Raw genomic sequence first — 25,861 nt, 5'->3', positions numbered from 1 at the left:
TAAGCGATCAAACCCCCAGCACCGCGTGCTGCACCAGGGTGAGCAACGGTTGTGGGTACACGCCCAAGAAGAAGGCGAGCAGGGCGATAGCCAGCAGCATCACACCACCGGCTTTCTGTTCCCAGTGCAGCTCGGCATCCACACGGCGCAGGTTTGGCTCGATCAGGTACAGGGTGACCATCACGCGCAGGTAGTAGAACACGCCGATGGCACTGCCCAGCACCAGGGACGCAACCAGCCACCACTCGTGGGCTTCGACACCGGTAGCGACGATGTAGAACTTGCCGATGAAACCCGCAGTCAGCGGGATACCGGCCAGGGACAGCATCATCACGGTGAGTACGGCGGTCAGGTACGGACGGCGCCAGAACAGGCCGCGGTATTCGTACAGGGCGTCGGCGTCACGGCCTTTATAAGGCGAGGACATCAGCGTGATCACGCCGAACGCGCCGAGGCTGGTGATCACGTAGGTGACCAGGTACACGCCGATGGCTTCCACGGCCAGGCCTTTGCTCGCCACCAGGGCGATCAGCAGGTAGCCGAAGTGAGCGATGGACGAGTAACCCAGCAGACGCTTGAGGTTATTCTGGGTCAGCGCCAGCAGGTTGCCGAACAGGATCGACGCGATGGCAATCACGGTCAGCACGTTGCTCAGCACGCCGGTGTTGGCGGCAGGCGAGATCTGGAACAGACGCACCATCACCGCAAACACAGCGACCTTGGACGCAGTCGCCAGGAACGCCGCCACCGGCGCCGGGGCGCCTTCGTACACGTCCGGGGTCCACAGGTGGAACGGCACCAGGGAGAGCTTGAACGCCAGGCCGATCAGCATCATCGCCAGGCCCAGTTGGGCAATCGGCGCGGGGCTGTTGGTGGCCGCCAGGGCGTGACCGATACCGGTGAAGCTCAGGCTGCCGGCTTCGGCGTAGAGCAGGGCCATACCGAACAACAGGAACGCGGAACCGGCAGCCGACAGCACCATGTACTTGATGCCGGCTTCCAGGGAACGCTTGTTGAAGAAGGCGTAGGCCACCAGGCCGTAGGTCGGGATCGACAGCAGTTCCAGGCCGATGAACAAGCCGGCCAGGTGCTGAGCGCTGACCAGCACGATACCGCCGGCCGCAGCCAGCAGGATCAGCAGGTACAGCTCTTCGCGGTTGCCCGGGTAGCCGGTGCCGCCTTCGCCGAGGTAGGCGTGGGCGAGGGTGACGCAGGCGAGGGTGGCGACGAGGATCAGCGCGATATACAGCAGCGCGAAGTCATCGACCATCATCAGCGGGGTCACCGCCAGTGGCGCGACCTTGAGTGCCGGGATAATCGACAGCAAGGCCAGGTTCAAACCGGCGCACGACAGCAGGAACGTTTGTGAGTGATTGCGGCGCCAGGCGATCGCCAGCATCACCACCACGATGGTGAGGCTGGTGATCAGCAGCGGCGCAAGCGCGATAAAGTGTTGGATCGTGAATTCCATAGCGCTCTTACCGGGCCGAAGCGAGTTGAGAGAAGGCGGTGCCGAACCACTGCTGCACGCCATGCATCGTCGCGGCAGAAGTGTCCAGGAACGGTTGCGGGTACACGCCGATGTAGATCAGCAATACCGCAAGGCCGAGCACCATGATCAGTTCGCGAGCATCCATCCCTTTCAGGACGGCGTCGGACTTGGCCGGGCCGAAGTAGGCGCGGTGGATCATGATCAGCGAGTAGACCGAACCGAATACCAGGCCGGAAGTAGCAATGGCGCTGATCCACGGCGTTTGCACGAAGGCACCCATCAGGATCAGGAACTCGCCGATGAAGTTACCGGTACCTGGCAAGCCCAGGGAGGCGGCGGCAAAGAACAGGCTGATCGCCGGCAGGTACGCAATGCGCGACCACACGCCGCCCATCTCACGCATGTCACGGGTGTGCAGGCGCTCGTACAACTGGCCACTCAGGATAAACAGTGCGGCGGCGGAGACACCGTGGGCCAACATCTGGATCACTGCACCCTGCAACGCCAGCTGGCTGCCGGAGTAGATGCCGATCAGTACGAAGCCCATGTGGGAAACGGACGAGAAGGCAATCAGACGCTTGATGTCGGTTTGCGCGAACGCCAGGAACGCACCGTAGAAGATCCCGATCAGACCGAGGGTCATGGCAATCGGCGCGAACTCGGCCGAGGCATTCGGGAACAGCGGCAGGGCGAAACGCAGCAGGCCGTAGGCCGCCGTCTTCAGTAGGATACCGGCCAGGTCCACGGAACCGGCGGTCGGCGCCTGGGCGTGAGCGTCAGGCAGCCAGGAGTGGAACGGCACCACCGGCAGCTTCACCGCGAAGGCGATGAAGAAGCCCAGCATGAGGATGTACTCGGTGGTCAGGGACATCTTGGTTTTCAACAGGTCGGCGTAGTTGAAGGTAATCACGCCCGTCGAGTTGAAGTTGACCAGTACCAGGCCCAGGATCGCCACCAACATGATCAGGCCGGAAGCCTGGGTGAAGATGAAGAACTTGGTCGCCGCGTAGATCCGGGTTTTCTTGCCGTCCGAAGAACTGTGACCCCAGAGCGCGATGAGGAAGTACATCGGCACCAGCATCATTTCCCAGAAGAAGAAGAACATGAACAGGTCGAGGGCGAGGAACACGCCGACCACGCCGCCCAGGATCCACATCAGGTTCAGGTGGAAGAAGCCCACGTGACGCTGGATCTCTTTCCAGGAGCAGAGTACCGAGAGGATACCCAGCAGGCCGGTCAGCAGGATCATCAACAGCGACAGGCCATCGAGGGCCAGGTGCACGTTGATGCCGAAGCGCTGGATCCACACGTGCTTGAATTCAAGCGCGAACGTCGGATCGACACCCGGTGCCGGAGCAAATGAATAGTCGCCATGGGCCCACAGCCAGAGGCCGAGTGCGAGTTCCAGGGACATGGTCAGCAACGCAATCCAGCGGGGGAGGGTGGCGCCGAAGCGTTCACCCATCCAGCAGAGCAGGCCGCCGATAAAGGGGATCAGGATTAGCCAGGGCAGAATCATGACGGGCTCGTTTCCTTTCGCAAGTTCGCAAAGTTCATATCAGACCGCTACCACAACGATGGCGCCGATCACCAGCACGGCACCGGCCGCCATGGAAGCTGCATACCAACGCAATTGGCCAGTCTCGGTACGGCTCAGGGCGGTGTGACCGCCTTTGGCCGCGCGCGGGATCAAACCGATGGTCTGGTCGAGCGGGTCTTTACGCAGCACGTGACTGATGGCCAGGTATGGCTTGACGAACAGTTTGTCGTAGATCCAGTCGAAGCCCCAGGCCGCGAACCACCAGGCCGAGAGGAAACGGCCGATGCCACTGTTGGCCACGGCGGTCACGAAGCGACGCTTGCCGAGGAACAGCATGGCCGCCAGCAGGATACCGGCGATGGCAATGGCGCCCGAGGCGATTTCCAGGCTGTGCTTGGCGGCGCCGCCGGCATGGCCGGCGCTTTCCGGCAGTACACCGGCCAGTGGCGGGGTGATCAGGGCGCCGATGAAGGTCGACAGGATGATCAGCACCGACAGTGGCAACCAGTGGGAGATGCCGTGGCCTGCGTGTGCTTCGGTCTTGGCTTCACCGTGGAAGGTGATGAAGATCAGGCGGAAGGTGTACAGCGAGGTCATGAACGCACCCACCAGGCCTGCGTACAGCAGGTTCTGGTTACCGCTGGCAAAGGCTTCCCAGAGGATTTCGTCCTTGGAGTAGAAACCGGCGGTCACCAGCGGCAGGGCGGCCAGGGCGGCACCACCGACGATGAAGCTGGCGTAGGCCAGTGGCAGTTTCTTCCACAGGCCGCCCATCTTGAAGATGTTCTGCTCGTGGTGGCAGGCAACGATCACCGCACCGGAGGCCAGGAACAGCAGGGCCTTGAAGAAGGCGTGGGTCATCAGGTGGAAGATCGCCGCGTCCCAGGCGCCGACGCCCAGGGCCAGGAACATGTAGCCGATCTGGCTCATGGTCGAGTAGGCGAGGATCCGCTTGATGTCGGTCTGCACCAGCGCGGCGAAGCCGGCCAGTACCAGGGTCACGCCGCCGACGATGCCCACCAGGTGTAGGATGTCCGGCGCCAGGGTGAACAGGCCGTGGGTACGGGCGATCAGGTAGACACCGGCGGTAACCATGGTTGCGGCGTGGATCAGTGCCGACACCGGGGTAGGACCGGCCATCGCATCCGCCAGCCAGGTTTGCAGCGGCAGTTGCGCGGATTTACCCACGGCGCCGCCCAGCAGCATCAGGGTCGCCAGGGTGATCCAGAAGTCGCCGACCTGGAATTTCTGCGGTGCCAGCACCAGCAGTTCCTGGATGTTCAGCGTGCCCACCTGTTGGAACAGGATGAACAGGCCGATGGCCATGAACACGTCGCCGATCCGGGTGACGATAAATGCCTTGAGTGCCGCGTTACCGTTGTTGCGGTTGCTGTAGTAGAAACCGATCAACAGGTACGAGCACAGGCCCACGCCTTCCCAACCGAAGTACAGGAACAACAGGTTATCGCCGAGCACCAGGAACAGCATGCTGGCGATAAACAGGTTGGTGTACGAGAAGAAGCGCGAGTAGCCCGCTTCACCGCGCATGTACCAGGACGCGAACAGGTGGATCAGGAAGCCCACGCCGACGACCACGCCGAGCATGGTGATCGACAGGCCGTCGACGTAGAGGGCGAAGTTGGGCTTGAAGCCTTCCACCGACATCCACTGCCACAGCACCAGGGTGTAGTGACCACCTTCCGGCGGCGCCACGTTGAATTGCCAGATGACGTAGGCGGCGACAATGGCCGACAGGCCAATGGAGCCCACACCGATCAGGGCAGAAAGGTTTTCCGACCAGCGTCCGCGAGAGAACGACAGCAGCAGGAAACCGATCAGGGGAAATACGAAAGTCAGAAAGATCATGTTCATCCGCGCATCTCACTGGCAGCGTCGATATCAAGCGTGTGGAAGCGACGATACAGTTGCAGCAGGATCGCCAGGCCGATACTGGCCTCGGCGGCTGCCAGGCTGATCACCAGGATGAACATCACTTGTCCATCCGGCTGGCCCCAACGTGCACCTGCAACGATGAACGCCAGTGCCGCAGCGTTCATCATGATTTCCAGGCTCATCAACACGAACAGAATGTTACGGCGAACCATCAGGCCGACCAGGCCAAGGCAGAACAGGATGCCGGCGACCGCCAGACCATGCTCCAAAGGGATAGCAGGCATCGTCATTGCTCCTTGGCTTCGTTACGGCCCAAGTGGAAGGCGGTGATGGCTGCGGCGAGCAGCAGCATCGAAGCCAGTTCGACCACCAGCAGGTACGGGCCGAACAGGCTGATGCCCACGGCTTTCGCGTCCACGGTGGTGTGGCCGATGGCCTGGCCGCTCTGGTGAGCGAACAGCACATACAGCAGTTCACCCAGCAGCAGCGCTGCGAGGACAACCGGGCCGAGCCAGATGCCGGGCTTGAGCCAGACGCGTTCCTGGGCGACCGAGGCCGGCCCGAGGTTGAGCATCATCACCACAAACACGAACAGCACCATGATGGCGCCGGCGTAGGCGATCACTTCGAGCACACCGGCGAACGGCGCGCCAAGGCTGAAGAAGGTCATGGCCACGGCGATCAGCGAAATGATCAGGTAGAGCAGGGCGTGCACGGGGTTGGTGTTGGTGATCACGCGAAGCGTGGACACCACTGCAATACCCGATGCGAAATAGAAAGCGAATTCCATCTTTCTTCCTTAAGGCAGCAAGCTCTTCACGTTGATCGGCTCGGCTTCGTTTTGTGCGGCGCCTTTCGGCTTACCGGCAACGGCCATACCTGCAACACGATAGAAGTTGTAATCAGGGTTTTTACCGGGACCAGAGATCAGCAGATCTTCTTTCTCGTACACCAGGTCCTGACGTTTGAACTCGGCCATCTCGAAATCCGGTGTGAGCTGGATCGCGGTGGTCGGGCAAGCTTCCTCGCAGAGGCCGCAGAAAATGCAGCGCGAGAAGTTGATGCGGAAGAAGTCCGGGTACCAGCGACCGTCTTCGGTTTCAGCTTTCTGCAGGGAGATGCAACCCACCGGGCACGCCACGGCGCACAGGTTGCAGGCCACGCAACGCTCTTCGCCATCGGGGTCGCGGGTCAGTACGATGCGGCCGCGATAGCGCGGTGGCAGGTACACCGCTTCTTCCGGGTATTGCAGGGTGTCGCGCTTGCGAAAGCCATGGCCGAAAACCATCACCAGGCTTCGCAACTGGGTACCGGTACCCTTAACGATGTCGCCAATATATTTGAACATGGGTCAAATCCTCACTGAACCGCGCCCGCTGGCGTGTTCAACAACACAACGGCAGCAGTCACCAGCAAATTGATCAGGGTCAGCGGCAGGCAGAAACGCCAGCTGAAATCCATCACCTGGTCATACCGTGGACGCGGAATGGAAGCGCGCAGCAGGATAAACAGCATGATGAAGAACGCGGTCTTCAGGAAGAACCAGAAGAACGCCAGCTGCGGCAGGATGCCGAATGGACCGTGCCAGCCGCCGAAGAACAGCGTGACCAGCAGGGCCGAGATCAAGATGATGCCGATGTACTCACCGACGAAGAACATGCCCCATTTCATGCCGGCGTATTCAATGTGGTAACCGTCGGCCAGTTCCTGTTCCGCTTCCGGCTGGTCGAACGGGTGACGGTGAGTCACGGCGACGCCGGCGATGAAGAAGGTACAGAAGCCGAAGAACTGCGGAATGATGAACCACAGGTTCTGCGCCTGGTACTCGACGATGTCGCGCATGTTGAACGAGCCGACCTGCACCACGATGCCCATCAGCGCGAGGCCCATGAACACTTCGTAGGACACGGTCTGGGCCGAGGCCCGCAAGCTGCCCAGCAGGGCGAACTTGTTGTTGCTCGACCAGCCGGCGAACAGCACCGCGTAGACCGACAGGCCAGCCATGGCGAAGAAGAACAGCAGGCCGATGTTCAGGTCCGCCACGCCCCAGGTCGGGGTAATCGGGATGACTGCGAACGCGATCAGCAAGGCGCTCATGGCCACGACCGGTGCCAGGGTGAAGATCACCTTGTCGGCAAACGGCGGGGTCCAGTCTTCCTTGAAGAACATCTTCAGCATGTCGGCAGCGATCTGGAACATACCGAACGGGCCAACGCGGTTCGGACCGTAACGGTCCTGCCACCAGCCCAGCAGGCGACGTTCGACGAAGCTGAGCAGGGCGCCCGCGACGACCACGGCCAACAGGATCACGATGGCCTTGACGACCGAGATGATCACGTCGATCACTTCAGGGGTGAACCAGGTCATTGCGCTGCCTCCTGCAGACCGTCAACGGTTTTGCCAAAGATCGCAGGCGGGATACCGGCGAGGCCTTTAGGCAGTGCAACCAGGCCGGCACCCAACGCTTCGTTGATGCGCAGCGGCAGACGCAGGGTCTGGCCGGCCACGGTCACGCTGAGCAGGGCACCGTCGTTGACGCCCAGGCGGTCGGCTTCGGACTTGGCCAAGGACACGTAGGCTTCGGGAATGCGCTCTTGTACCGGCGCGGCCTTGGAAGAGGTCTCTTCGCTGCCGAACAGGTGGAAGAGCGGCACAACCTGCCAGGTGCCCTGGGCCGGGTTGAACGGGCGCGGGACCGCAGCGAACCAGTTCAGCGCGTCGCCCTGGGGTTCGATCAGGCGGGTGCCCGGGTCGCCGGCGCGGATATGCCCACCGACTTCGTCCTGGAACTTGTTCCAGGCCTGCGGCGAGTTCCAGCCCGGCGACCAGGCAAACGGCACCTGCTGACGTGGCTCGACCGAACCCGAGTAACCTTCCATGGAGAAGGCAAACGCGGTGTCGTTGTCTTGCGGGGTACGCGGTTCGTGCACGCTGATGTCGGCGCGCATGGCGGTACGACCGGAGTAACGCAGCGGCTCACGGGCGAGCTTCATGCCCTTGATGCGGAACGCGGCGGACGGTGCTGCGTCGACGATACGCGCCAGCTGCGGCGCGCTCGCTGCGGCTGCGGCGGTCACGTGGTCGAGCTGGGTCCAGTCGATCGGCTGGTTCAGCAGGGTCGCGCGCAGGGCATGCAGCCAGCGCCAGCCTTCGTGAACCAGGATGCTGGCGTCCATGTACTTCGGATCGAACACCTGGAAGAAGCGCTGGGCGCGGCCTTCCTGGCTGACCAGGGTACCGTCGCCTTCGGCGAAGGTGGCGGCTGGCAGCACCAGGTCGGCACGGTCGCTGGTGGCGGTCTTCTGGTGGTCGGCGACAATCAGGACCTTGGCGGCGTTCAGCGCAGCGTCAACCTTGGCGGCATCGGTGCGGGTGTACAGGTCGTTTTCCAGCACCACGATCGCATCGGCAGTGCCCTCGATCACGGTTTGCAGGGCCGCGTCCAGGGACTCGCCACCGAGCATGGCCAGGCCGAGGCTGTTGGCTTCCGGCACCACCAGGCTGATGGAGCCGTTCTTGTCGCGCAGCTTCAAGGCCTTGGCGATGTTGGCGGCGGCTTCGATCAATGCCTTGGAACCCAACGAGGTACCGGCAATGATCAATGGACGCTTGGCTGCCAGCAGGGCGTCGGCGATGCGTTGGGCCAATTCGACGGCTTCAGTGTCCAGTCCTTCAACCGCTGGTGCGCTGGCGTCGAGGGCGTGGGCCACGGCGAAACCGAGGCGCGCCAGGTCGTCCGGTGCAGCGTGGACGCATTCTTCGGCGATGTCGTCGAGCTTGGTTTCAGCGAGGCTTGCGATAAACAGCGGGTTCAGCGCGTGCTGGCCGATGTTTTTCACCGCAGCGTCGAGCCAAGGCTGTACGCGCATGGCGTCGGCCATGTCTTCAGCCTTGCCTTTGACCGATTGACGCAGGGACAGCGCGATACGCGCGGCGGTCTGGGTCAGGTCTTCACCGAGCACGAAGATGGCATCGTGGTCTTCGATGTCGCGCATGTTCGGCACCGGCAGCGGGCTGTCGTTCAGCACCTGCAGGACCAGGCGAATGCGCTCCAGCTCACCGGCTTCGATACCGGAGTAGAAGTGCTCGGCACCCACCAGCTCGCGCAACGCGTAGTTGCTTTCGAGGCTGGCGCGGGGCGAACCGATACCGACGATGTTGCGGCCGCGCAGCAGGTCGGCGGCTTTATCCAGCGCCGCGTCCAGGCTCAGCTTGGCGCCATCGGCCAGCAGTGGCTGGCGTGGGCGGTCTTCGCGGTTGACGTAGCCATAGCCGAAACGGCCACGGTCGCACAGGAAGTACTGGTTGACCGAACCGTTGAAGCGGTTTTCGATGCGACGCAGTTCGCCGTAGCGCTCGCCGGGGGAGATGTTGCAACCGCTCGAGCAGCCATGGCAGATGCTTGGCGAGAACTGCATGTCCCACTTACGGTTGTAGCGCTCGGAGTGAGTCTTGTCGGTGAACACACCGGTCGGGCAGACCTCGGTGAGGTTGCCGGAGAACTCGCTTTCGAGCACGCCGTCTTCAACGCGACCGAAGTACACATTGTCGTGGGCGCCGAATACGCCGAGGTCGGTGCCGCCGGCGTAGTCTTTATAGAAGCGTACGCAGCGGTAGCAGGCGATGCAGCGGTTCATCTCGTGGGAAATGAACGGGCCCAGTTGCTGGTTCTGGTGGGTACGCTTGGTGAAGCGATAACGGCGCTCGTTGTGGCCGGTCATCACCGTCATGTCTTGCAGGTGGCAGTGACCGCCTTCCTCACAGACCGGGCAGTCGTGGGGGTGGTTGGTCATCAGCCATTCGACCACACTGGCGCGGAACGCCTTGGATTCATCATCGTCGATGGAGATCCAGGTGTTGTCGGTGGCTGGGGTCATGCAGGACATGACGATACGACCACGGGTGTCGTTTTCGTCGGTGTACTGCTTGACCGCACACTGGCGACAGGCACCGACGCTACCAAGCGCGGGGTGCCAGCAGAAATAAGGGATGTCGAGGCCTAGTGACAGACACGCCTGTAACAGGTTGTCCGCCCCATCGACTTCGAGCGCTTTGCCGTCTACGTGGATAGTGGCCATGGTTCAAAGTTCTTCGTTGGCCCGTTGTCAGCGGGCGTGGCTAATGGAATCTTGTTGTTCATGTGCATCTACACAGCCTTGACGGCGTCAGCACATGAGAAAGCGAAGGGCACGGACCCTTCGCTTTTTAAGCGTTACGCGCCGACTACGATCGGCCTTGCCAGAGGCGGGACGGCGGCGCTGGTAGGCGCGATGCCGGCTTCGAACTCCGAGCGGAAGTATTTGATTGCGCTGCCCAATGGCTCCACGGCGCCCGGTGCGTGAGCACAGAAGGTCTTGCCTGGGCCGAGGAAACCGACCAGCCCCAGCAGGGTCTCGATGTCACCCTCGCGGCCTTCGCCATTTTCCAGGGCCATCAGCAGCTTGACGCTCCACGGCAGGCCGTCGCGGCATGGGGTGCAGAAGCCGCAGGATTCACGGGCAAAGAACTGCTCCATGTTGCGCAGCAGCGAGACCATGTTCACGGTGTTGTCCACCGCCATCGCCAGGCCGGTACCCATCCGGGTGCCCACCTTGCCGATGCCGCCGGCATACATCTGTGCGTCAAGATGCTCGGGGAGCAGGAAGCCGGTGCCGGCGCCGCCTGGCTGCCAGGCCTTGAGGGTGTAGCCGTCGCGCATGCCGCCGGCGTAGTCCTCGAACAGCTCGCGTGCGGTCACGCCGAATGGCAGTTCCCACAGGCCAGGGTTCTTGACCTTACCGGAGAAGCCCATGAGCTTGGTGCCCATGTCTTCGCTGCCTTCGCGGGCCAACGATTTGTACCAGTCCACGCCGTCGGCGATGATCGCCGGCACGTTGCACAGGGTCTCGACGTTGTTCACGCAGGTCGGCTTGCCCCACACGCCCACGGCGGCAGGGAAGGGCGGCTTGGAACGCGGGTTGGCGCGGCGGCCTTCGAGGGAGTTGATCAGTGCGGTTTCTTCACCGCAGATGTAACGCCCGGCGCCGGTGTGCACGAACAGTTCGAAGTCAAAACCCGAACCGAGGATGTTCTTGCCCAACAGGCCTGCGGCCTTGGCTTCTGCCACGGCACGGTTGAGGTGCTTGGCGGCGGTGGTGTATTCGCCGCGCAGGAAGATGTAGCCACGGTAGGTTTTCAGCGCGCGGGCGCTGATCAGCATGCCTTCGATCAGCAGATGGGGCAGTTGCTCCATCAGCATGCGGTCTTTCCAGGTGTTGGGTTCCATTTCATCCGCGTTGCACAGCAGGTAGCGGATGTTGATGGACTCGTCTTTGGGCATCAGGCCCCACTTCACGCCCGTGGGGAAGCCTGCACCGCCGCGACCCTTGAGGCCGGCGTCCTTCACGGTCTGGACGATGTCGTCCTGGGCCATGTCGGCGAAGGCCTTGCGCGCAGCGGCGTAACCGTTCTTGGCCTGGTACTCGTCGAGCCATAGCGGCTCGCCGTCGTCACGCAGGCGCCAGGTCAGCGGGTGGGTTTCGGCCGAACGCTTGATCAGGTTGGCCGGGCCGAAGGAAGTCAGGGTCATGGGTAGCCCTCGAGCAATTGGGTCACGCCAGCAGGCTGCACGTCACCGAATGTGTCGTCGTCGATCATCAACGCCGGCGCCTTGTCGCAGTTGCCCAGGCAGCACACCGGCAGCAGCGTGAAGCGGCCGTCCGGGGTGGTTTGGCCGAGGCCGATGCCCAGCGTGTTCTGGATCTCGCTGACCACTGATTCGTGGCCACCGATGTAGCAGACCATGCTGTCGCACACGCGAATGATGTGACGGCCGACCGGCTGGCGGAAGATCTGGCTGTAGAACGTCGCCACGCCTTCAACGTCGCTGGCGGGGATGCCGAGGATCTCGCCGATGGCGTAGAGGGCGCCGTCCGGCACCCAGCCACGTTCCTTCTGGACGATCTTCAAGGCTTCGATCGACGCCGCGCGCGGGTCTTCGTAGTGATGCAGCTCGTGCTCGATGGCCGAGCGCTCGGTTTCACTCAGGGTGAAACGGTCTGTCTGGATAAGCGTGCTGTTCATGCTTAGCGGTCCACGTCGGCCATAACGAAATCGATACTACCCAGGTACGCAATCAAGTCCGCGACCATCTCGCCTTTGATCACCGAAGGGATCTGCTGCAAGTGGGCGAAGCTTGGGGTACGAATCCGGGTGCGGTAGCTCATGGTGCCGCCATCGCTCGTCAGGTAATAGCTGTTGATACCCTTGGTCGCTTCGATCATCTGGAAGGATTCGTTGGCCGGCATTACCGGACCCCACGAAACCTGCAGGAAGTGCGTGATCAGGGTTTCGATGTGCTGCAGCGTGCGCTCTTTCGGCGGCGGCGTCGTCAGCGGGTGATCCGCCTTGTACGGGCCGGCCGGCATGTTGCGCATGCACTGCTCGATGATCTTCAGGCTCTGGCGCATTTCTTCGACGCGCACGATGCAACGGTCGTAGGCGTCGCCATTGGCCGCCAGCGGGACTTCGAACTCGAAGTTCTCGTAGCCGGAATAGGGGCGCGCTTTACGCAGGTCGAAGTCGCAACCGGTCGAACGCAGGCCGGCACCGGTGACGCCCCATTCCAGGGCCTCTTTGGTGTTGTAGGCGGCAACGCCGATGGTCCGACCCTTGAGGATGCTGTTGTCCAGGGCGGCTTTCTGGTACTCGTCCAGGCGCTTGGGCATCCAGTCGATGAATTCCTTGACCAGGCGTTCCCAGCCATTCGGCAGGTCGTGGGCGACACCGCCGATGCGGTACCAGGCCGGGTGCAGGCGGAAACCGGTGATGGCTTCGATGACCTTGTAGGCGCGCTGACGGTCGGTGAAGGTGAAGAACACCGGGGTCATGGCGCCGACGTCCTGGATATAGGTACCCAGGAACAGCAGGTGGCTGGTGATCCGGAAGAACTCGGCCATCATGATGCGGATGGTGTCGACGCGGTCCGGGACCTTGATGCCGGCCAGCTTCTCGACCGATAGCACGTACGGCAGGTTGTTCATCACGCCGCCGAGGTAGTCGATACGGTCGGTGTACGGGATGAAGCTGTGCCACGACTGGCGCTCGGCCATCTTCTCGGCACCACGGTGGTGGTAGCCGATGTCCGGTACGCAGTCGACGATTTCTTCGCCGTCCAGCTGCAGGATGATGCGGAAGGCACCGTGAGCCGAAGGGTGGTTCGGGCCCAGGTTGAGGAACATGTAGTCCTCGTTGGTGCCGGAACGCTTCATGCCCCAGTCTTCCGGACGGAAGCGCGCGGCCTCTTCTTCAAGTTGCTGCTTGGCGAGGTTGAGGCTGAACGGGTCGAATTCGGTGGCGCGGGCAGGGAAGTCCTTGCGCAGCGGGTGACCTTCCCACGTTGGCGGCATCATGATGCGCGTCAGGTGCGGGTGGCCCGGGAAGTCGATACCGAACATGTCCCAGACTTCGCGCTCGTACCAGCTGGCGTTGGGCCAGATACCGGTCACGGTCGGGATGCTCAGGTCGCTCTCGGACAGTGCGACCTTGATCATCACGTCGCTGTTACGTTCCAGCGACATCAGGTGATAGAACACGGTGAAATCGGCGCCGCTCGGCAGGCCTTGGCGCTTGGTGCGCAGGCGCTCGTCCACGCCATGCAGGTCATAGAGCATGACGTACGGCTTGGGCAGGTTGCGCAGGAAGGTCAGGACTTCGACGAGCTTGGCGCGCGCCACCCACAGCACCGGCATACCGGTGCGTGTGGCCTGGGCGGTGAAGGCGTCAGGGCCAAAACGGTTATTGAGTTCGACGACCACATCCTGGTCGTCTGCCTTATAAGGCGGGATGTACAGAGCACTGCCTGTAGTCATGGTTTTTTATCGCTTTCGGTCAACGTAAAGAATGAAGCCAGGTTTTCGTTCTATAAAAGAAGCGGTGCTGGATCAGACTTCGTCGGGGCTGCGCAGGTTGGTGACTGCGATTCGCTGTTCGCGGCGCTGTTCCTTTTGCGACGGCATCTCGGCGCGGTACACGCCTTGATCGCCGACGACCCAGGAAAGCGGGCGACGCTCCTTGCCAATCGATTCCTGCAACAGCATCAAGCCTTGCAGGAATGCTTCGGGGCGGGGCGGGCAGCCAGGCACGTAGACGTCCACGGGCAGGAACTTGTCCACCCCTTGAACCACGGAGTAGATGTCGTACATGCCACCGGAGTTGGCGCACGAACCCATGGAGATAACCCACTTTGGCTCGAGCATTTGCTCGTAGAGACGCTGAATGATCGGCGCCATCTTGATAAAGCAGGTACCGGCGATAACCATGAAATCCGCCTGGCGCGGCGATGCCCGGATAACTTCGGCGCCAAAGCGCGCGATGTCGTGGGGCGCCGTGAAGGCGGTGGTCATTTCCACGTAGCAACACGAAAGACCGAAGTTGTACGGCCACAGGGAGTTCTTACGTCCCCAGTTGACCGCGCCACTCAGCACGTCTTCCAGCTTGCCCATGTAGATGTTTTTGTGGACTTGGTCTTCTAACGGATCGGAAACGGTTTCCCGTTCGCCGATGGGGTACTGCTCGTTAGGAGCATCCGGGTCGATCCTGGTGAGATTGTATTGCATCGCCAAAGCCTCATTGTTTCAGCTTCGCTTGCCGCTTACGACGAGCTTCCGGAGCCCAATCAAGGGCGCCCACTCGAAATAGGTAGACAAGGCCTGCCAACAGAATTGCTATGAAAACGAGAGCTTCGACGAATCCGGTCCAGCCGCTTTCGCGGACGGACACAGACCAGGCAAAGAGAAAGAGGGCTTCGATATCGAAGATCACGAAGAGCATCGCGACCAGATAGAATTTGGCTGAGAGCCGCAAGCGGGCGCCACCTGTAGGCAGCATGCCGGATTCAAACGGTTCATTCTTGCTGCGGCCCCAGGCTTTTGACCCGAGGAGGCTGGAAACACCGAGCATGAAGGCGCAAAGGCCGACAACACCGAGGAGGAAAATGGCAAAGCCCCAGTTGTGGGCCATGAGTCCTGTCGCTTCGGTCATGCTGGAAATCCTTAACAGAGAGCAAAGGTCTCTGAGCTCGAAAAAGTAACGATGCAGTGACGATATGTCGCACTGCAATCAATCGCGGTGATTTTATGGCTAAACACCGGGCAAGTAAAATTCCTAGGGCGAAATTATTCGATGGAATAAGCACATAGTGCACCTTCTTGGGGCTGTAGCCCTTGCGGGGCGGGCATTAGCGGGCATTTTATCAAATGTGTTTTGTTTAACCTGTAACGAAGTTTTTATGTGCCAAATGATAATGAATATTGTTTGCGTGGGGTTTAAGCGATTGTTTCTCATGCAGCGGAGTAAGTTGCCGTTACTTGCCTGATTAGCGCTAGTTGTTGGAGCGGATCTTTTAACCGATTTATCTGCAACGAATAGCGCTCTGGATCAAGGTTTTGGACAAAATCTTCAGGTTGCATGCGTTCCCTTGTGGGAGGAGGCTTGTAAAGGATGTCTCCGGTTTCAAACGTAAAGGATGTCTCCGGTCTGTACCGGGGCAAGACCGTTCCCACATTTTGCCCTTTTGCCCTTATTGAATCAGTGAGATGCGTACCGGCAAAAAAACGCCCCGAACCAGTCGGGGCGTGATTGTCGTGCGGCACTGCGGTTAGCTCTTTAACGGGTCCGCAGTGGCCGTGTACTCACATCGATCAGTGGAACTGCTCTTCTTCGGTCGAGCCGGTCAGCGCGGTCACGGACGAGGTGCCGCCCTGGATCACGGTGGTCATGTCGTCGAAGTAGCCGGTGCCCACTTCCTGCTGGTGGGCCACGAAGGTGTAGCCCTTGGCGGCGTCAGCGAATTCCTGCTCCTGCAGCTTCACGTAGGCGGTCATGTCGTTGCGGGCGTAGTCGTGCGCCAGGTTGAACATGCTGTGCCACATGTTGTGAATGCCGGCCAGGGTGATGAACTGGTGCTTGTAGCCCATGGCGGACAGTTCGCGCTGGAACTTGGCGATGGTTGCGTCGTCCAGGTTCTTCTTCCAGTTGAAGGAAGGCGAGCAGTTGTAGGACAGCAGTTGGTCCGGGTATTCCTTCTTGATCGCTTCAGCAAAGCGACGCGCTTCGTCCAGGTCCGGCTTGGCGGTTTCGCACCAGATCAGGTCGGCGTACGGCGCGTAGGCCAGGCCGCGGGCGATGGCCTGGTCGAGACCGGCGCGCACTTTGTAGAAACCTTCCTGGGTGCGTTCGCCCGTCACGAACGGTTGGTCGTACGGGTCGCAGTCCGAAGTCAGCAGGTCCGCAGCGTTGGCGTCGGTACGGGCCAGGATGATGGTCGGCGTGCCGGCAACGTCAGCCGCCAGGCGGGCAGCGGTCAGTTTCTGCACGGCTTCCTGGGTCGGTACCAGTACCTTGCCGCCCATGTGGCCGCATTTCTTCACCGAAGCCAGTTGGTCTTCGAAGTGCACGCCGGCAGCGCCAGCTTCAATCATGCTTTTCATCAGCTCGTAGGCGTTCAGTACGCCACCGAAACCGGCTTCGGCGTCGGCCACGATTGGCGCGAAGTAGTCGATGTAGCCTTCGTCGCCCGGGCCTTTACCGGCTTTCCACTGGATCTGGTCGGCACGACGGAACGAGTTGTTGATGCGCTTGACCACGGTCGGCACGGAGTCCACCGGGTACAGCGATTGGTCGGGGTACATGGATTCAGCGGAGTTGTTGTCCGCTGCCACTTGCCAGCCGGACAGGTAGATCGCCTGGATACCGGCTTTCACCTGTTGGACTGCCTGGCCGCCAGTGAGGGCGCCCATGCAGTTGACGAAATCTTTCTCGGGGCGGAAGGACGGCTTGGCACCTTGGGTGACCAGCTTCCACAGCTTCTCGGCGCCGAGTTTTGCAAAGGTGTGCTCAGGTTGAACCGAGCCACGCAGGCGGACGACGTCAGCAGCGGAATAAGCGCGGGTTACGCCTTTCCAGCGTGGGTTTTCAGCCCAGTCTTTCTCGAGGGCTGCAATTTGCTGTTCGCGTGTCAGTGCCATGGGGGAAAACCTCGTCGCATAGGTCTAGGTGGAAAATTCCATTTGCCAGCCACGTAGTGAATGCGTGGTTATGGCTGCTCGCTGACCAGAAGCTCAGGTGTTCAAGTTGAGTTCGACGGGGTAGGCGACGGGATGAACGACGGCTCAAGGGGGGGGGAGTTGAGCAGGTAAGGGCGAACTGCGAACGGTCTTCGGGCGGCGTGGGCCTTTGTACGATCCATCAGTGTGTAGCCGGGTTACCTGGTTAGCTTCCGTCCCTCGGGACAACTTCGTTCCAGTCGCAACCTCGTCAAACACGCCTTGTGGGCGGTACAGACACGAATCGGCTCGGGTGGGTAGCTTGGAGCGTCGATCCGAAGGCCCTTGCCAGGGCCCCTGATTAGCGGGAGCGAGGCCATCATGCCCATGCTTTTTTGGATCGTCAAATGTTTTGTAGTGCTTTTTTTGTGGCACTACATCTTTAGTCTAATACGACTCATCAGTCAGTTTTTGGTGCTTCAGTTCAGGGTGTCGACCTTAACCCGCAACGTCAGGTCATCACGGCCCTGGGTAGAGTAGCTGCGGGTTGTAGAGGATTTATCGGCCTGGGTCTCACGGTTGATGCCGGCCAGGGGGATCCATTCGCCAAGGCGCCCGCTGACGCTTGTGTCGGTACTTTGCACATTCACTACATCGGGACGTTCCTGGCTCATGCGGTCACGGTTGGTACTGATCGCCAAATGCACGGTCTCGCCGGTGACGCTGGCGGTGACGTAGAAGCCCTGGGTGACGTTGCGGTACTGGGTCTGGTTCTGCGGGCGACCGTAGGCGTCGGGCTGGGTCGTGGTCAGTGGCACGCTCTGGCCGACCTGGATCAGCGCAGGCACGCCTTCGCTGGCCTGGATCTGCTGGATGCCGCCGTCGCGGCTGGCGGTGCCGTAGCTGATGATGCGGGTCTGGCTGTCGCCGCTGTTCTGCTGGTTGTTTTCGTTGGTGTCGACGGTGATCAGCAGGCGCTTGGCCGGTGTGTCCAGTTGGGCGAGCAGTGCACGCAGATCCTGGATCTTGCCGGGGGCGGCGTTGACAATTAGCTGGTTGCCGTAGGCGCTGACGGTGCCGTCCTTGCCGATGAAATTCTGCGCCACGGGGAGCAGGTCGGTGCTGGTGCGGTTGCTCAGGTTGACGACTTCGGTGTCGGCCATGGCCGAGCAACTGGCAGTCAGGAGGAGGGCGGTGAGCAGGGTGCGTAGGGACATGTCCGTTATCTCTGCGAGTCATTTAGGCTTGATAGTGCCAGTTTGTCGGCCTGGGAGGTCGCAATTTGAATCGTAGACGGCAAAATGCCCTGGCATGGCAGGGCATTGTTGGTGTTGCTGAAATAGCCATCGGGGGCAAGCCCCCTCCCACATTTTGACCGAGTACATCCTTGGGGATGCGGTCAAGTGTGGGAGGGGGCTTGCCCTCGATGGCAGCGACGCGGTCTCGAATCAGCCCCCGCGCACCATATCGACATGGGGAATCCCGACTTCCAGGAATTCCTCGCTGACGATCTTGAAGCCCAGTCGCTCATAGAACGGCGCCGCATACACCTGCGCACTCAGGAACTGCTTGGTCTGGCCGCGTTGCTCGGCGGCGCCAATCACCGCTTCCATCAGCTTGTCGCCGACCTTCAGCCCGCGCCAGTCCTTGAGCACCGACACACGGCCGATCTCGCCGCTGGGTAGCAGGCGCGCGGTGCCAATCGGAAAGTCGCCTTCGAATGCAAGGAAATGCACCGCGTCTGCGTCGTCCGCGTCCCACTCCAGTTCAGGTGGGACCGATTGTTCAGCGATAAATACCGCTTCACGAATGCGCCGAATCTCGGCGATATCCTTATGCCAGTCCGCGACACTTACGTGAATCTTATTCATCAGCAAACCCCAGGCTTCCTTGCTTGACCAGCTCGCACAGCAGGTCGCGGGCGTCTTCGTCCAACAGCCATTCGCCGAGGTTTTCGGCGTGCAGTGCATCGGCGGCGCAGACCAGTTTCAGCAGCTCGCGCAGTTTGCCCGGCAGGTAGCGGCTCTGGCCGCTGGCAAACAGCAATACGTCATCGTCGACTTCCGACCAGGCCATGCGCGCGCTTGGATTGCGCACCAGGATCGCGCCGTCTTGCAGGCTGCTGATGAAGTCGTCTTCGCCCAGTTCTTCGCCCGCCACCAGTTCCGGGTAGCGCGGCTCGGTCATGAATTGGCCGAACCAGGTCAGTAGCATGCGCTCGTCGCTCATGTGCTCGGCCAGCAGGCTCTTGAGGCGGTCGAGGGCGTCGCTTTGGATCTGGTGCGGGTCGCTGACCGGCTGCGCGTCGGCGTCGGTGTAGCGCTCTTCGTCGGTCAGGTACTGGGCGAGGAAGTCGGTGAAGTGAGTCAGTACTTCAGCGGCGCTTGGTGCGCGAAAGCCCACCGAGTACGTCATGCAGTCATCTTCGGCGATGCCGAAATGCGCCAGGCGCGGCGGCAGGTAGAGCATGTCGCCCGGTTCCAGCACCCATTCGGCGCTTTCCTCGAATTCGGCGAGGATGCGCAGGTCGGCGTGTGGCAGCAGCGGGCTTTCGGAGCTGCACATCTGGCCGATCTTCCAGTTGCGCTTGCCCTGGGCTTGCAGCAGGAATACGTCGTAGTTGTCGAAGTGCGGGCCTACGCTGCCGCCGGGTGCGGCAAAGCTGATCATCACGTCATCGATGCGCCAGCTTGGCAGGAAGCGGAACTGCTCCAGCAGCTCGGCCACTTCTGGGACGAACTGGTCGACCGCCTGTACCAGCAGGGTCCACTCGCGCTCAGGCAAGGTGCTGAAGGCGTCTTCGGCGAACGGGCCGCGGCGCAGTTCCCACGGGCGTTCGCCGTGTTCGATCACCAGGCGCGATTCGACTTCTTCTTCCAGGGCCAGGCCGGCGAGTTCGTCGGCGTCGATCGGGCTTTCGAAGTCAGGGATCGCCTGGCGAATCAGCAGCGGTTTTTTCTGCCAGTAGTCGCGCAGGAATTCCCGTGCCGTGATGCCGCCCAGAAGTTGAAGAGGGATGTCAGGATTCATGTGTAACCTATTGAAAAAAAGCACTTTTCAGACTGGAATAAAAACGCCCGGCGCGGCCGGGCGTCTCAAGGGGGCTAGCGCGAATCAGATGCGCTTGGCTTGCTCTACAGCGTTGCCGATGTAGTTGGCCGGGGTGAGCAGCTTGAGCTCGGCCTTGGCCGCGGCTGGCATGTCCAGGCCGTCGATGAAAGTTTGCAGTGCTTCAGGGCTGATGCCCTTGCCACGGGTCAACTCTTTCAGCTTCTCGTAAGGGTTTTCGATGTTGTAGCGGCGCATCACGGTCTGGATTGGCTCCGCCAGCACTTCCCAGCAGGCGTCCAGGTCAGCGGCGATTTTCTGCGCGTTGAGCTCCAGTTTGCTTATGCCCTTGAGGCTGGCTTCGTACGCGATCACGCTGTGGGCAAAGCCCACGCCGAGGTTGCGCAGTACGGTGGAGTCGGTCAGGTCGCGCTGCCAGCGGGAGATCGGCAACTTGCTGGCCAGGTGCTGGAACAGGGCGTTGGCGATGCCGAGGTTGCCTTCGGAGTTTTCGAAGTCGATCGGGTTGACCTTGTGCGGCATGGTCGACGAACCGATTTCACCGGCAATGGTGCGCTGCTTGAAGTAACCCAGGGAGATGTAGCCCCAGATATCGCGATCGAAGTCGATCAGGATGGTGTTGAAGCGCGCAATGGCGTCAAACAGCTCGGCGATGTAGTCGTGCGGTTCGATCTGCGTGGTGTACGGGTTGAAGCCCAGGCCCAGCTCGTCTTCGATAAAGGCGCGGGCGTTGGCTTCCCAGTCGATCTCAGGGTAGGCCGACAGGTGGGCGTTGTAGTTGCCGACGGCGCCGTTGATCTTGCCTAGCAGCGGGACTGCGGCGACTTGAGCGATCTGGCGCTCCAGGCGGTACACCACGTTGGCGAGTTCTTTGCCCAGGGTGGTCGGCGACGCTGGCTGGCCGTGGGTACGCGACAGCATCGGCACGTCGGCGAAGCGGATGGCCAGCTCACGGATGGCTTCGGCGGTCTGGCGCATCAGCGGCAGCATCACGTCATCACGGCCTTCGCGCAGCATCAGGGCGTGGGACAGGTTGTTGATGTCCTCGCTGGTGCAGGCAAAGTGGATGAATTCGCTGACCTGGGCCAGTTCCGGCAGCTTGGCCGCCTGCTCCTTGAGCAGGTATTCGATGGCTTTGACGTCGTGGTTGGTGGTGCGCTCGATCTCTTTCACACGCTCGGCGTGCTCCAGGGAGAAGTTTTCCGCCAGGGTGTTGAGCACAGCGTTGGCTTCGGCGGAGAACGCCGGCACTTCGCTGATGGCGGGGTGAGCGGCCAGGCGCTGGAGCCAGCGCACTTCAACCAATACACGAGCACGGATCAGGCCGTATTCGCTGAAAATAGGGCGCAGGGCCTGGGTTTTGCCGGCGTAGCGGCCGTCAACAGGGGAAACCGCAGTGAGCGAAGAGAGCTGCATGGGGTGTTCTCGGACAGTCGGGCAACGAAATGGGGCGCGTATCATACATGAAAAAATTCGCCGGTCCGTTGCCAACTGACCGGCGTATTACGCGTAACGGCTTGAAAACAGCCTGTTGGTGCGACTTATTCGTTGCGCATCAACGGGTAAAGCTCTTTGAGCAATTTGCGTCGGCTGATCACCAGTTGCCAACGATGACCGCCCAATTGCCGCCACAACCGCGCCGAACGAATACCGGCCAGCAGCAGGGCGCGGATTTTCGAGGCATTGTTCGGTTGCTGCAGGTTGCGCATGTCGCCGTGCACCTGGATTCGCTGGCGCAAGGTGCTCAAGGTGTCCTGGTACAGCGCACCGCAGGCGGCGATCACGTTTTCGTGGGCCGGGCCGAAGTGCTCTACCTGGGACTGGATCTGGGGCAGGCGTTTGCCGATGGTTTCCAGCATGTCCTCGCGCTTGGCCAGTTGGCGCTCGAGGCCGAGCATCGACAGGGCATAACGCAGCGGCTCGCGCTGCAGGGTGCTGGGGTCGCGCTCCAGGGCGCCGATCAGGGCGCGGTAGCCTTCACGCAGTGCGAGGTCGTCGCCCCCGTAGACTTCCAGGGTGTCCTTGGGGTCGCGGATCAGCAGGCTGCCGAGCATGCAGGTCAGGCCGGCTTCGGTAACCTGGCCGGTCTTGGCGATCTTGTCCACCAGCACGGCGGAGAGAAACACCCCGCCGAGTGCCGTCAGTTGCTCCTGGGTCGGGCTCATGCCGGGTTGCTCCAGGCTTCGGCGACTTCAATCACGCCGCCGCCCAGGCAGATTTCGCCGTCATAGAACACCACCGACTGGCCAGGGGTGACCGCACGTTGCGGGTCATCGAAAGTGGCGCGGTAGCCGCTGGCGGTTTTTTCCAGGGTGCAGGGCTGGTCGCTCTGGCGATAGCGCACCTTGGCGGTCAGGCGGCGCGGGGTGCTCAGGTCGATCGGGTTGACCCAATAGATCTCCGAGGCCAGCAGCGCGCCCGAGAACAGCAGCGGGTGTTCATTGCCCTGGCCGACGATCAGCACGTTGTGCTCCAGGTCCTTGACCAGCACGTACCACGGCTCTTCGCCGGCGTCCTTCAAGCCGCCGATGCCCAGGCCCTGGCGCTGGCCGATGGTGTGGTACATCAGGCCGTGGTGACGGCCGATCACTTCACCCTCGGTGGTCTTGATCTCACCCGGTTGCGCCGGCAGGTACTGCTTGAGGAAGTCGCTGAAGCGGCGCTCGCCGATAAAGCAGATCCCGGTGGAATCCTTCTTCTTGGCGGTCGCCAGGCCGTGTTGCTCGGCGATCCTGCGGACTTCGGGCTTTTCCAGTTCGCCCACCGGGAACAGGGTCTTGGCGATCTGCTCGCCGCCGACGGCGTGCAGGAAGTAGCTCTGGTCCTTGTTCGGGTCCAGGCCCTTGAGCAGTTCGGTGCGGCCGTCGATGTCACGGCGGCGCACGTAGTGGCCAGTGGCAATTAAGTCGGCGCCAAGGATCATGGCGTAGTCGAGGAACGCCTTGAACTTGATTTCGCGGTTGCACAGGATGTCCGGGTTCGGCGTGCGACCGGCCTTGTATTCGGCCAGGAAGTGCTCGAACACGTTGTCCCAGTACTCGGCGGCGAAGTTGGCGGTGTGCAGCTTGATACCGATCTTGTCGCACACGGCCTGGGCGTCCGCCAGGTCGTCCATGGCGGTGCAATATTCCGTTCCATCGTCTTCTTCCCAGTTCTTCATGAACAGGCCTTCCACCTCATAACCCTGCTCCATGAGCAGAACGGCGGAAACGGAAGAGTCCACGCCGCCGGACATGCCGACGATGACGCGCTTCTTTTGTGTGTCAGAAGGGGCTGGATCACGCATAGGGTTTCAACGGGTGTCTTGAAAAAGGACGCGATTCTAGCAGGCCTGGGCCCGCAAGGCTAAAGAGAAGGGCGGATCAATTCCAGACTGTGACGCTGGCCGGCCAGATAATCATCGATACAGCGGATGATCAGCTCGCTGCGCCAGTCGTCGCGCACGGCCATCAGCTCGTCACGGGTCAGCCAGCGGGCGCGCAGGATGCCTTCGTCGAGTTGGTAGTCCGGGTGGTGTTTCAAGGCCTTGGCGATGAAGCACACGCGCTGGTAGGTCACGCCGTTGCTGGGGGCGGTGTACAGGTAGATGCCGACGATGCCCGTGGCTTCCACGTCCCAGCCGGTTTCTTCGAGGGTTTCGCGCACGGCGGCCTCGGTCAGGGTTTCATGCGGGTCGAGGTGGCCGGCGGGCTGATTGAGCACGGCGCGGCCGCCCTTGAGTTCTTCGACCATCAGGAATTTGCCGTTGTCTTCGACGATGGTGGCGACGGTGATGTGGGGTTGCCAGGTCATGGGATGCCTCTCGATTCAGGATGCCGCACAGGCTTGGGGCTGGGTTGCAGTCAGTGTGTGAGGGGGGCTTGCCCCTCACACAGGGATGATGCATAAGCAATCTGCATGATGCGCCTGACATTTTATGATTTTACCGATTTAAGCTCCCGGTGCAGCTTATCTCTCCAGAACCCTTGCCTTGGAGAGTGTCATGCACCCGATTGCCGATAAAAGCTACGAAGTGCGCCTTACATCGCCACTGCCCATTGCCTTCATCCTGCTGTGGAGTTCCGGCTACATCGGCGGTGCGTTCGGTGTGCGTTATGGCGAGCCCTTCACCATGACGTTCTATCGGTTTGCCTTGGCTGCCCTGGTGTTCCTGGGAGTTGCACTCGCCATCAAGGCGCAATGGCCGAAACGGCTCGCCCCCTACCTCCATGCTGCGGCAGTGGGGCTGCTGTTGCAGGCCTTGCAGTTCGGCGGCCTTTACACCGGCATCAGCCAAGGCGTTCCCGCAGGGCAGGCGGCATTGATCGTCGGGCTGATGCCGGTGTTCGTCGTGATCGGTGCCTATTTCTGCCTGGGTGAGCAATTGAGCTGGCGCGACCTGCCGGGTTCGATCCTGGGCGTTGGCGGCGTGGGCATCGTCGTGGCCGGCAGCTTTTTTGGCTCCGAGGCGTCAGTGGTCGGTTACGGCGCGGTGGGCTTGGCGCTATTGGGTATCACGCTTGGCACCCTCTATCAAAAACGCTTTCTTGGCGGGGTGAATCTATGGGTGGGTTGTTTCATTCAGATGGTCACCGCGTCACTGGTCATGTTGTTGCTGGCATACACCACCGAAACCATGCAGGTCACCGAGTGGGTTCCATTCGCAGCGTCGGTGGCCTGGATCACGCTGATGAACTCCGTGGGTGCGCTGACGCTGCTGTATTTGATGATTCGACGGGGGGAGGCGAGTAAGGCGACGAACTTGTTTCATGTGATTCCGGCGGTCACGCAGATCATGGCGTCATTGGTGTTGGGTGAGGTGCCGAGTGGGGTTGCGCTTGTGGGGTTTGTTGTTTCAGGGACGGGGGTTTATTGGATGAATCATGTGCGCGCCAAGTAGGTAGTCTTGACAGGTATAGCGGGTGCCTTGCACTAATAGCGGGGAATATTTACTCACTCGCATGGGTATGGCATGAGAGTCAATCTTGATATTCAGTCGCTGCGCAGTTTCCTCAAGGTCGCAGAACTGGGCAGTTTCACCCGGGCCGCGCAAGCGTTGAGCCTGACCCAGCCGGCAATCAGCCAGCAAATTCGACGACTTGAGGATTTGCTGGGTGTCGAGCTTTTTGCTCGCGACAATCGGCATGTATTGCTCACTCTCGAAGGAGAGCGCTTGACCGGCTATGCCCAGCAGATGGTCAGCGTCAACGACAAGGTGGGGAGCCTGTTTGATACCAGTCGCACTCAAGAGTTCGTGACGCTGGGTATTCCCGAATATTTCAGCGAGGAAATCCTGCAGCGCGTTATTCCTGCTCTGGCGCTTGAATTACCTTCAGTGCGAATTGTGGTCAAGGTCGCGCGTTCCCTGTTGCTTGCGGAGGCGTTCAGTGAGGGACGAATCGATATTGGCTTGATGATTGATGAGTTGCCAAAAGTCGCTGGCGTGCCTTTGCATGCACTTTCGTTGATGTGGCTGGGTGGCGAGTGTGCGGCAGCCCCCATGGACGGGCAGGAAGTTTCGCTGGCCCTGTTCAAGGCGCCCTGCGTGTTCAGGAGCCTGGCGATTCGTCGTTTGGAGGAGAGTGGCATCAGGTGGCGCTGCGTGTATGAGTCTGAAGACCTGATGTCGCTGCGTTCAGCGGTCCAGGCGGGAGTCGGTGTGACGCTTTTACCCTGGTTTGCCCAGGTGCCGGGCTTGAAAAACGTCGAAGCGCTCGCGCATTTGCCTGCGCTGCCGGGGTTTGGGGTCGAACTCAAGCAGAGGGCGGGCTGGGAGCCTTGGTATAAGCCGCAGTTCCTGGCGATTATCGAGGCCGCGTGGCGCGAGGAATACGGCGTTGCATAAGCCCTGAAAACACAAACCCC

The 25,861-nt window shown here is 61.2% G+C and carries 23 protein-coding genes; 2 read left to right on the top strand and 21 right to left on the bottom strand.

Features of this window, described 5'->3' with window-relative positions:
* Window positions 1–7 precede the first annotated feature (7 nt).
* The 21 genes from nuoN to FBY10_RS20880 form a co-directional block, all read right to left on the bottom strand.
* Entirely contained in the window at window positions 8–1,471 is a 1,464-nt protein-coding gene (gene nuoN, locus FBY10_RS20980; protein WP_003174731.1) for an NADH-quinone oxidoreductase subunit NuoN, read from the bottom strand.
* A gap of 7 nt (window positions 1,472–1,478) precedes the next feature.
* The gene (nuoM, locus tag FBY10_RS20975; RefSeq protein ID WP_048728604.1) at window positions 1,479–3,011 is read right to left on the bottom strand and encodes an NADH-quinone oxidoreductase subunit M; all 1,533 of its coding nucleotides are present in this window, start codon (window positions 3,009–3,011) and stop codon (window positions 1,479–1,481) included.
* A gap of 39 nt (window positions 3,012–3,050) precedes the next feature.
* Window positions 3,051–4,904, bottom strand: a complete 1,854-nt coding sequence (nuoL, locus tag FBY10_RS20970; protein ID WP_145337656.1) for an NADH-quinone oxidoreductase subunit L — start codon at window positions 4,902–4,904, stop codon at window positions 3,051–3,053.
* Complete coding sequence (gene nuoK / locus FBY10_RS20965) at window positions 4,901–5,209, bottom strand: NADH-quinone oxidoreductase subunit NuoK (RefSeq protein ID WP_003174727.1); 309 nt, start codon at window positions 5,207–5,209, stop codon at window positions 4,901–4,903. The genes nuoL and nuoK overlap by 4 nt, the downstream gene beginning before the upstream one ends.
* 2 nt (window positions 5,210–5,211) lie before the next feature.
* On the bottom strand, window positions 5,212–5,715 hold the full coding sequence (gene nuoJ / locus FBY10_RS20960) for an NADH-quinone oxidoreductase subunit J (RefSeq protein ID WP_003174726.1): 504 nt from the start codon (window positions 5,713–5,715) through the stop codon (window positions 5,212–5,214).
* 9 nt (window positions 5,716–5,724) lie between these two features.
* Window positions 5,725–6,273 (bottom strand): NADH-quinone oxidoreductase subunit NuoI, encoded by a 549-nt coding sequence (gene nuoI, locus FBY10_RS20955; protein ID WP_003174725.1) that lies wholly within the window; start codon window positions 6,271–6,273, stop codon window positions 5,725–5,727.
* Window positions 6,274–6,284: 11 nt separating this feature from the next.
* The gene (nuoH, locus tag FBY10_RS20950; protein WP_057721782.1) at window positions 6,285–7,292 is read right to left on the bottom strand and encodes an NADH-quinone oxidoreductase subunit NuoH; all 1,008 of its coding nucleotides are present in this window, start codon (window positions 7,290–7,292) and stop codon (window positions 6,285–6,287) included.
* Entirely contained in the window at window positions 7,289–10,003 is a 2,715-nt protein-coding gene (nuoG, locus tag FBY10_RS20945) for an NADH-quinone oxidoreductase subunit NuoG (RefSeq protein ID WP_145337657.1), read from the bottom strand. The genes nuoH and nuoG overlap by 4 nt, the downstream gene beginning before the upstream one ends.
* 134 nt (window positions 10,004–10,137) lie before the next feature.
* Entirely contained in the window at window positions 10,138–11,493 is a 1,356-nt protein-coding gene (nuoF, locus tag FBY10_RS20940; RefSeq protein WP_145337658.1) for an NADH-quinone oxidoreductase subunit NuoF, read from the bottom strand.
* Window positions 11,490–11,987, bottom strand: coding sequence for an NADH-quinone oxidoreductase subunit NuoE (gene nuoE / locus FBY10_RS20935; protein WP_127880709.1), 498 nt, complete (start codon window positions 11,985–11,987; stop codon window positions 11,490–11,492). The genes nuoF and nuoE overlap by 4 nt, the downstream gene beginning before the upstream one ends.
* A gap of 2 nt (window positions 11,988–11,989) precedes the next feature.
* The gene (gene nuoC / locus FBY10_RS20930; protein ID WP_090402815.1) at window positions 11,990–13,774 is read right to left on the bottom strand and encodes an NADH-quinone oxidoreductase subunit C/D; all 1,785 of its coding nucleotides are present in this window, start codon (window positions 13,772–13,774) and stop codon (window positions 11,990–11,992) included.
* Window positions 13,775–13,846: 72 nt separating this feature from the next.
* Window positions 13,847–14,521 carry an NADH-quinone oxidoreductase subunit B family protein gene (locus FBY10_RS20925; protein WP_003174719.1) on the bottom strand — a complete coding sequence of 225 codons (675 nt, stop codon included), beginning with the start codon at window positions 14,519–14,521 and terminating at the stop codon, window positions 13,847–13,849.
* A 10-nt stretch (window positions 14,522–14,531) separates the two neighbouring features.
* Complete coding sequence (locus tag FBY10_RS20920) at window positions 14,532–14,945, bottom strand: NADH-quinone oxidoreductase subunit A (protein ID WP_003219575.1); 414 nt, start codon at window positions 14,943–14,945, stop codon at window positions 14,532–14,534.
* A gap of 659 nt (window positions 14,946–15,604) precedes the next feature.
* The gene (gene aceA / locus FBY10_RS20915; RefSeq protein WP_003219577.1) at window positions 15,605–16,930 is read right to left on the bottom strand and encodes an isocitrate lyase; all 1,326 of its coding nucleotides are present in this window, start codon (window positions 16,928–16,930) and stop codon (window positions 15,605–15,607) included.
* 497 nt (window positions 16,931–17,427) lie between these two features.
* The gene (locus tag FBY10_RS20910) at window positions 17,428–18,165 is read right to left on the bottom strand and encodes a secretin N-terminal domain-containing protein (RefSeq protein ID WP_131698065.1); all 738 of its coding nucleotides are present in this window, start codon (window positions 18,163–18,165) and stop codon (window positions 17,428–17,430) included.
* 231 nt (window positions 18,166–18,396) lie between these two features.
* Window positions 18,397–18,819: a GNAT family N-acetyltransferase gene (locus tag FBY10_RS20905; protein ID WP_145337659.1), complete on the bottom strand. Its 423-nt coding sequence runs from the start codon at window positions 18,817–18,819 to the stop codon at window positions 18,397–18,399.
* Window positions 18,812–19,978 carry a cupin domain-containing protein gene (locus FBY10_RS20900; protein ID WP_131698063.1) on the bottom strand — a complete coding sequence of 389 codons (1,167 nt, stop codon included), beginning with the start codon at window positions 19,976–19,978 and terminating at the stop codon, window positions 18,812–18,814. The genes FBY10_RS20905 and FBY10_RS20900 overlap by 8 nt, the downstream gene beginning before the upstream one ends.
* A gap of 84 nt (window positions 19,979–20,062) precedes the next feature.
* On the bottom strand, window positions 20,063–21,433 hold the full coding sequence (gene purB / locus FBY10_RS20895) for an adenylosuccinate lyase (RefSeq protein WP_032889684.1): 1,371 nt from the start codon (window positions 21,431–21,433) through the stop codon (window positions 20,063–20,065).
* A 125-nt stretch (window positions 21,434–21,558) separates the two neighbouring features.
* On the bottom strand, window positions 21,559–22,182 hold the full coding sequence (gene hflD, locus FBY10_RS20890) for a high frequency lysogenization protein HflD (RefSeq protein WP_027606331.1): 624 nt from the start codon (window positions 22,180–22,182) through the stop codon (window positions 21,559–21,561).
* Window positions 22,179–23,303: a tRNA 2-thiouridine(34) synthase MnmA gene (mnmA, locus tag FBY10_RS20885; RefSeq protein ID WP_131698061.1), complete on the bottom strand. Its 1,125-nt coding sequence runs from the start codon at window positions 23,301–23,303 to the stop codon at window positions 22,179–22,181. The genes hflD and mnmA overlap by 4 nt, the downstream gene beginning before the upstream one ends.
* 59 nt (window positions 23,304–23,362) lie before the next feature.
* Window positions 23,363–23,809 carry an NUDIX hydrolase gene (locus tag FBY10_RS20880; protein WP_131698060.1) on the bottom strand — a complete coding sequence of 149 codons (447 nt, stop codon included), beginning with the start codon at window positions 23,807–23,809 and terminating at the stop codon, window positions 23,363–23,365.
* A gap of 190 nt (window positions 23,810–23,999) precedes the next feature.
* Between FBY10_RS20880 and FBY10_RS20875 the strand changes: the two genes are divergently transcribed.
* Both FBY10_RS20875 and FBY10_RS20870 read left to right on the top strand, forming a co-directional pair.
* The gene (locus tag FBY10_RS20875; protein ID WP_131698059.1) at window positions 24,000–24,896 is read left to right on the top strand and encodes a DMT family transporter; all 897 of its coding nucleotides are present in this window, start codon (window positions 24,000–24,002) and stop codon (window positions 24,894–24,896) included.
* Window positions 24,897–24,968: 72 nt separating this feature from the next.
* Entirely contained in the window at window positions 24,969–25,841 is an 873-nt protein-coding gene (locus tag FBY10_RS20870) for a LysR family transcriptional regulator (RefSeq protein ID WP_145337660.1), read from the top strand.
* The last annotated feature ends 20 nt before the right edge of the window (window positions 25,842–25,861 follow it).

The sequence above is a fragment of the Pseudomonas sp. SJZ103 genome, assembly GCF_007828335.1.
Lineage (GTDB): Bacteria > Pseudomonadota > Gammaproteobacteria > Pseudomonadales > Pseudomonadaceae > Aquipseudomonas.
This window is presented reverse-complemented; position numbering and strand designations above follow the sequence as displayed.

What these genes read in the sequence shown, in the direction of transcription:
- FBY10_RS20900 (WP_131698063.1), bottom strand. Translation starts at nt 19,978, where the DNA reads ATGAATCCTGACATCCCTCTTCAACTTCTGGGCGGCATCACGGCACGG.
- nuoI (WP_003174725.1), bottom strand. Translation starts at nt 6,273, where the DNA reads ATGTTCAAATATATTGGCGACATCGTTAAGGGTACCGGTACCCAGTTG.
- FBY10_RS20875 (WP_131698059.1), top strand. Translation starts at nt 24,000, where the DNA reads ATGCACCCGATTGCCGATAAAAGCTACGAAGTGCGCCTTACATCGCCA.
- nuoG (WP_145337657.1), bottom strand. Translation starts at nt 10,003, where the DNA reads ATGGCCACTATCCACGTAGACGGCAAAGCGCTCGAAGTCGATGGGGCG.
- FBY10_RS20920 (WP_003219575.1), bottom strand. Translation starts at nt 14,945, where the DNA reads ATGACCGAAGCGACAGGACTCATGGCCCACAACTGGGGCTTTGCCATT.
- nuoC (WP_090402815.1), bottom strand. Translation starts at nt 13,774, where the DNA reads ATGACTACAGGCAGTGCTCTGTACATCCCGCCTTATAAGGCAGACGAC.
- hflD (WP_027606331.1), bottom strand. Translation starts at nt 22,182, where the DNA reads ATGAGCCCGACCCAGGAGCAACTGACGGCACTCGGCGGGGTGTTTCTC.
- nuoM (WP_048728604.1), bottom strand. Translation starts at nt 3,011, where the DNA reads ATGATTCTGCCCTGGCTAATCCTGATCCCCTTTATCGGCGGCCTGCTC.
- nuoF (WP_145337658.1), bottom strand. Translation starts at nt 11,493, where the DNA reads ATGACCCTGACTTCCTTCGGCCCGGCCAACCTGATCAAGCGTTCGGCC.
- purB (WP_032889684.1), bottom strand. Translation starts at nt 21,433, where the DNA reads ATGCAGCTCTCTTCGCTCACTGCGGTTTCCCCTGTTGACGGCCGCTAC.
- aceA (WP_003219577.1), bottom strand. Translation starts at nt 16,930, where the DNA reads ATGGCACTGACACGCGAACAGCAAATTGCAGCCCTCGAGAAAGACTGG.
- nuoN (WP_003174731.1), bottom strand. Translation starts at nt 1,471, where the DNA reads ATGGAATTCACGATCCAACACTTTATCGCGCTTGCGCCGCTGCTGATC.
- nuoH (WP_057721782.1), bottom strand. Translation starts at nt 7,292, where the DNA reads ATGACCTGGTTCACCCCTGAAGTGATCGACGTGATCATCTCGGTCGTC.
- nuoL (WP_145337656.1), bottom strand. Translation starts at nt 4,904, where the DNA reads ATGAACATGATCTTTCTGACTTTCGTATTTCCCCTGATCGGTTTCCTG.
- nuoK (WP_003174727.1), bottom strand. Translation starts at nt 5,209, where the DNA reads ATGCCTGCTATCCCTTTGGAGCATGGTCTGGCGGTCGCCGGCATCCTG.
- FBY10_RS20925 (WP_003174719.1), bottom strand. Translation starts at nt 14,521, where the DNA reads ATGCAATACAATCTCACCAGGATCGACCCGGATGCTCCTAACGAGCAG.
- FBY10_RS20910 (WP_131698065.1), bottom strand. Translation starts at nt 18,165, where the DNA reads ATGTCCCTACGCACCCTGCTCACCGCCCTCCTCCTGACTGCCAGTTGC.
- FBY10_RS20905 (WP_145337659.1), bottom strand. Translation starts at nt 18,819, where the DNA reads ATGAATAAGATTCACGTAAGTGTCGCGGACTGGCATAAGGATATCGCC.
- FBY10_RS20880 (WP_131698060.1), bottom strand. Translation starts at nt 23,809, where the DNA reads ATGACCTGGCAACCCCACATCACCGTCGCCACCATCGTCGAAGACAAC.
- mnmA (WP_131698061.1), bottom strand. Translation starts at nt 23,303, where the DNA reads ATGCGTGATCCAGCCCCTTCTGACACACAAAAGAAGCGCGTCATCGTC.
- nuoJ (WP_003174726.1), bottom strand. Translation starts at nt 5,715, where the DNA reads ATGGAATTCGCTTTCTATTTCGCATCGGGTATTGCAGTGGTGTCCACG.
- nuoE (WP_127880709.1), bottom strand. Translation starts at nt 11,987, where the DNA reads ATGAACAGCACGCTTATCCAGACAGACCGTTTCACCCTGAGTGAAACC.
- FBY10_RS20870 (WP_145337660.1), top strand. Translation starts at nt 24,969, where the DNA reads ATGAGAGTCAATCTTGATATTCAGTCGCTGCGCAGTTTCCTCAAGGTC.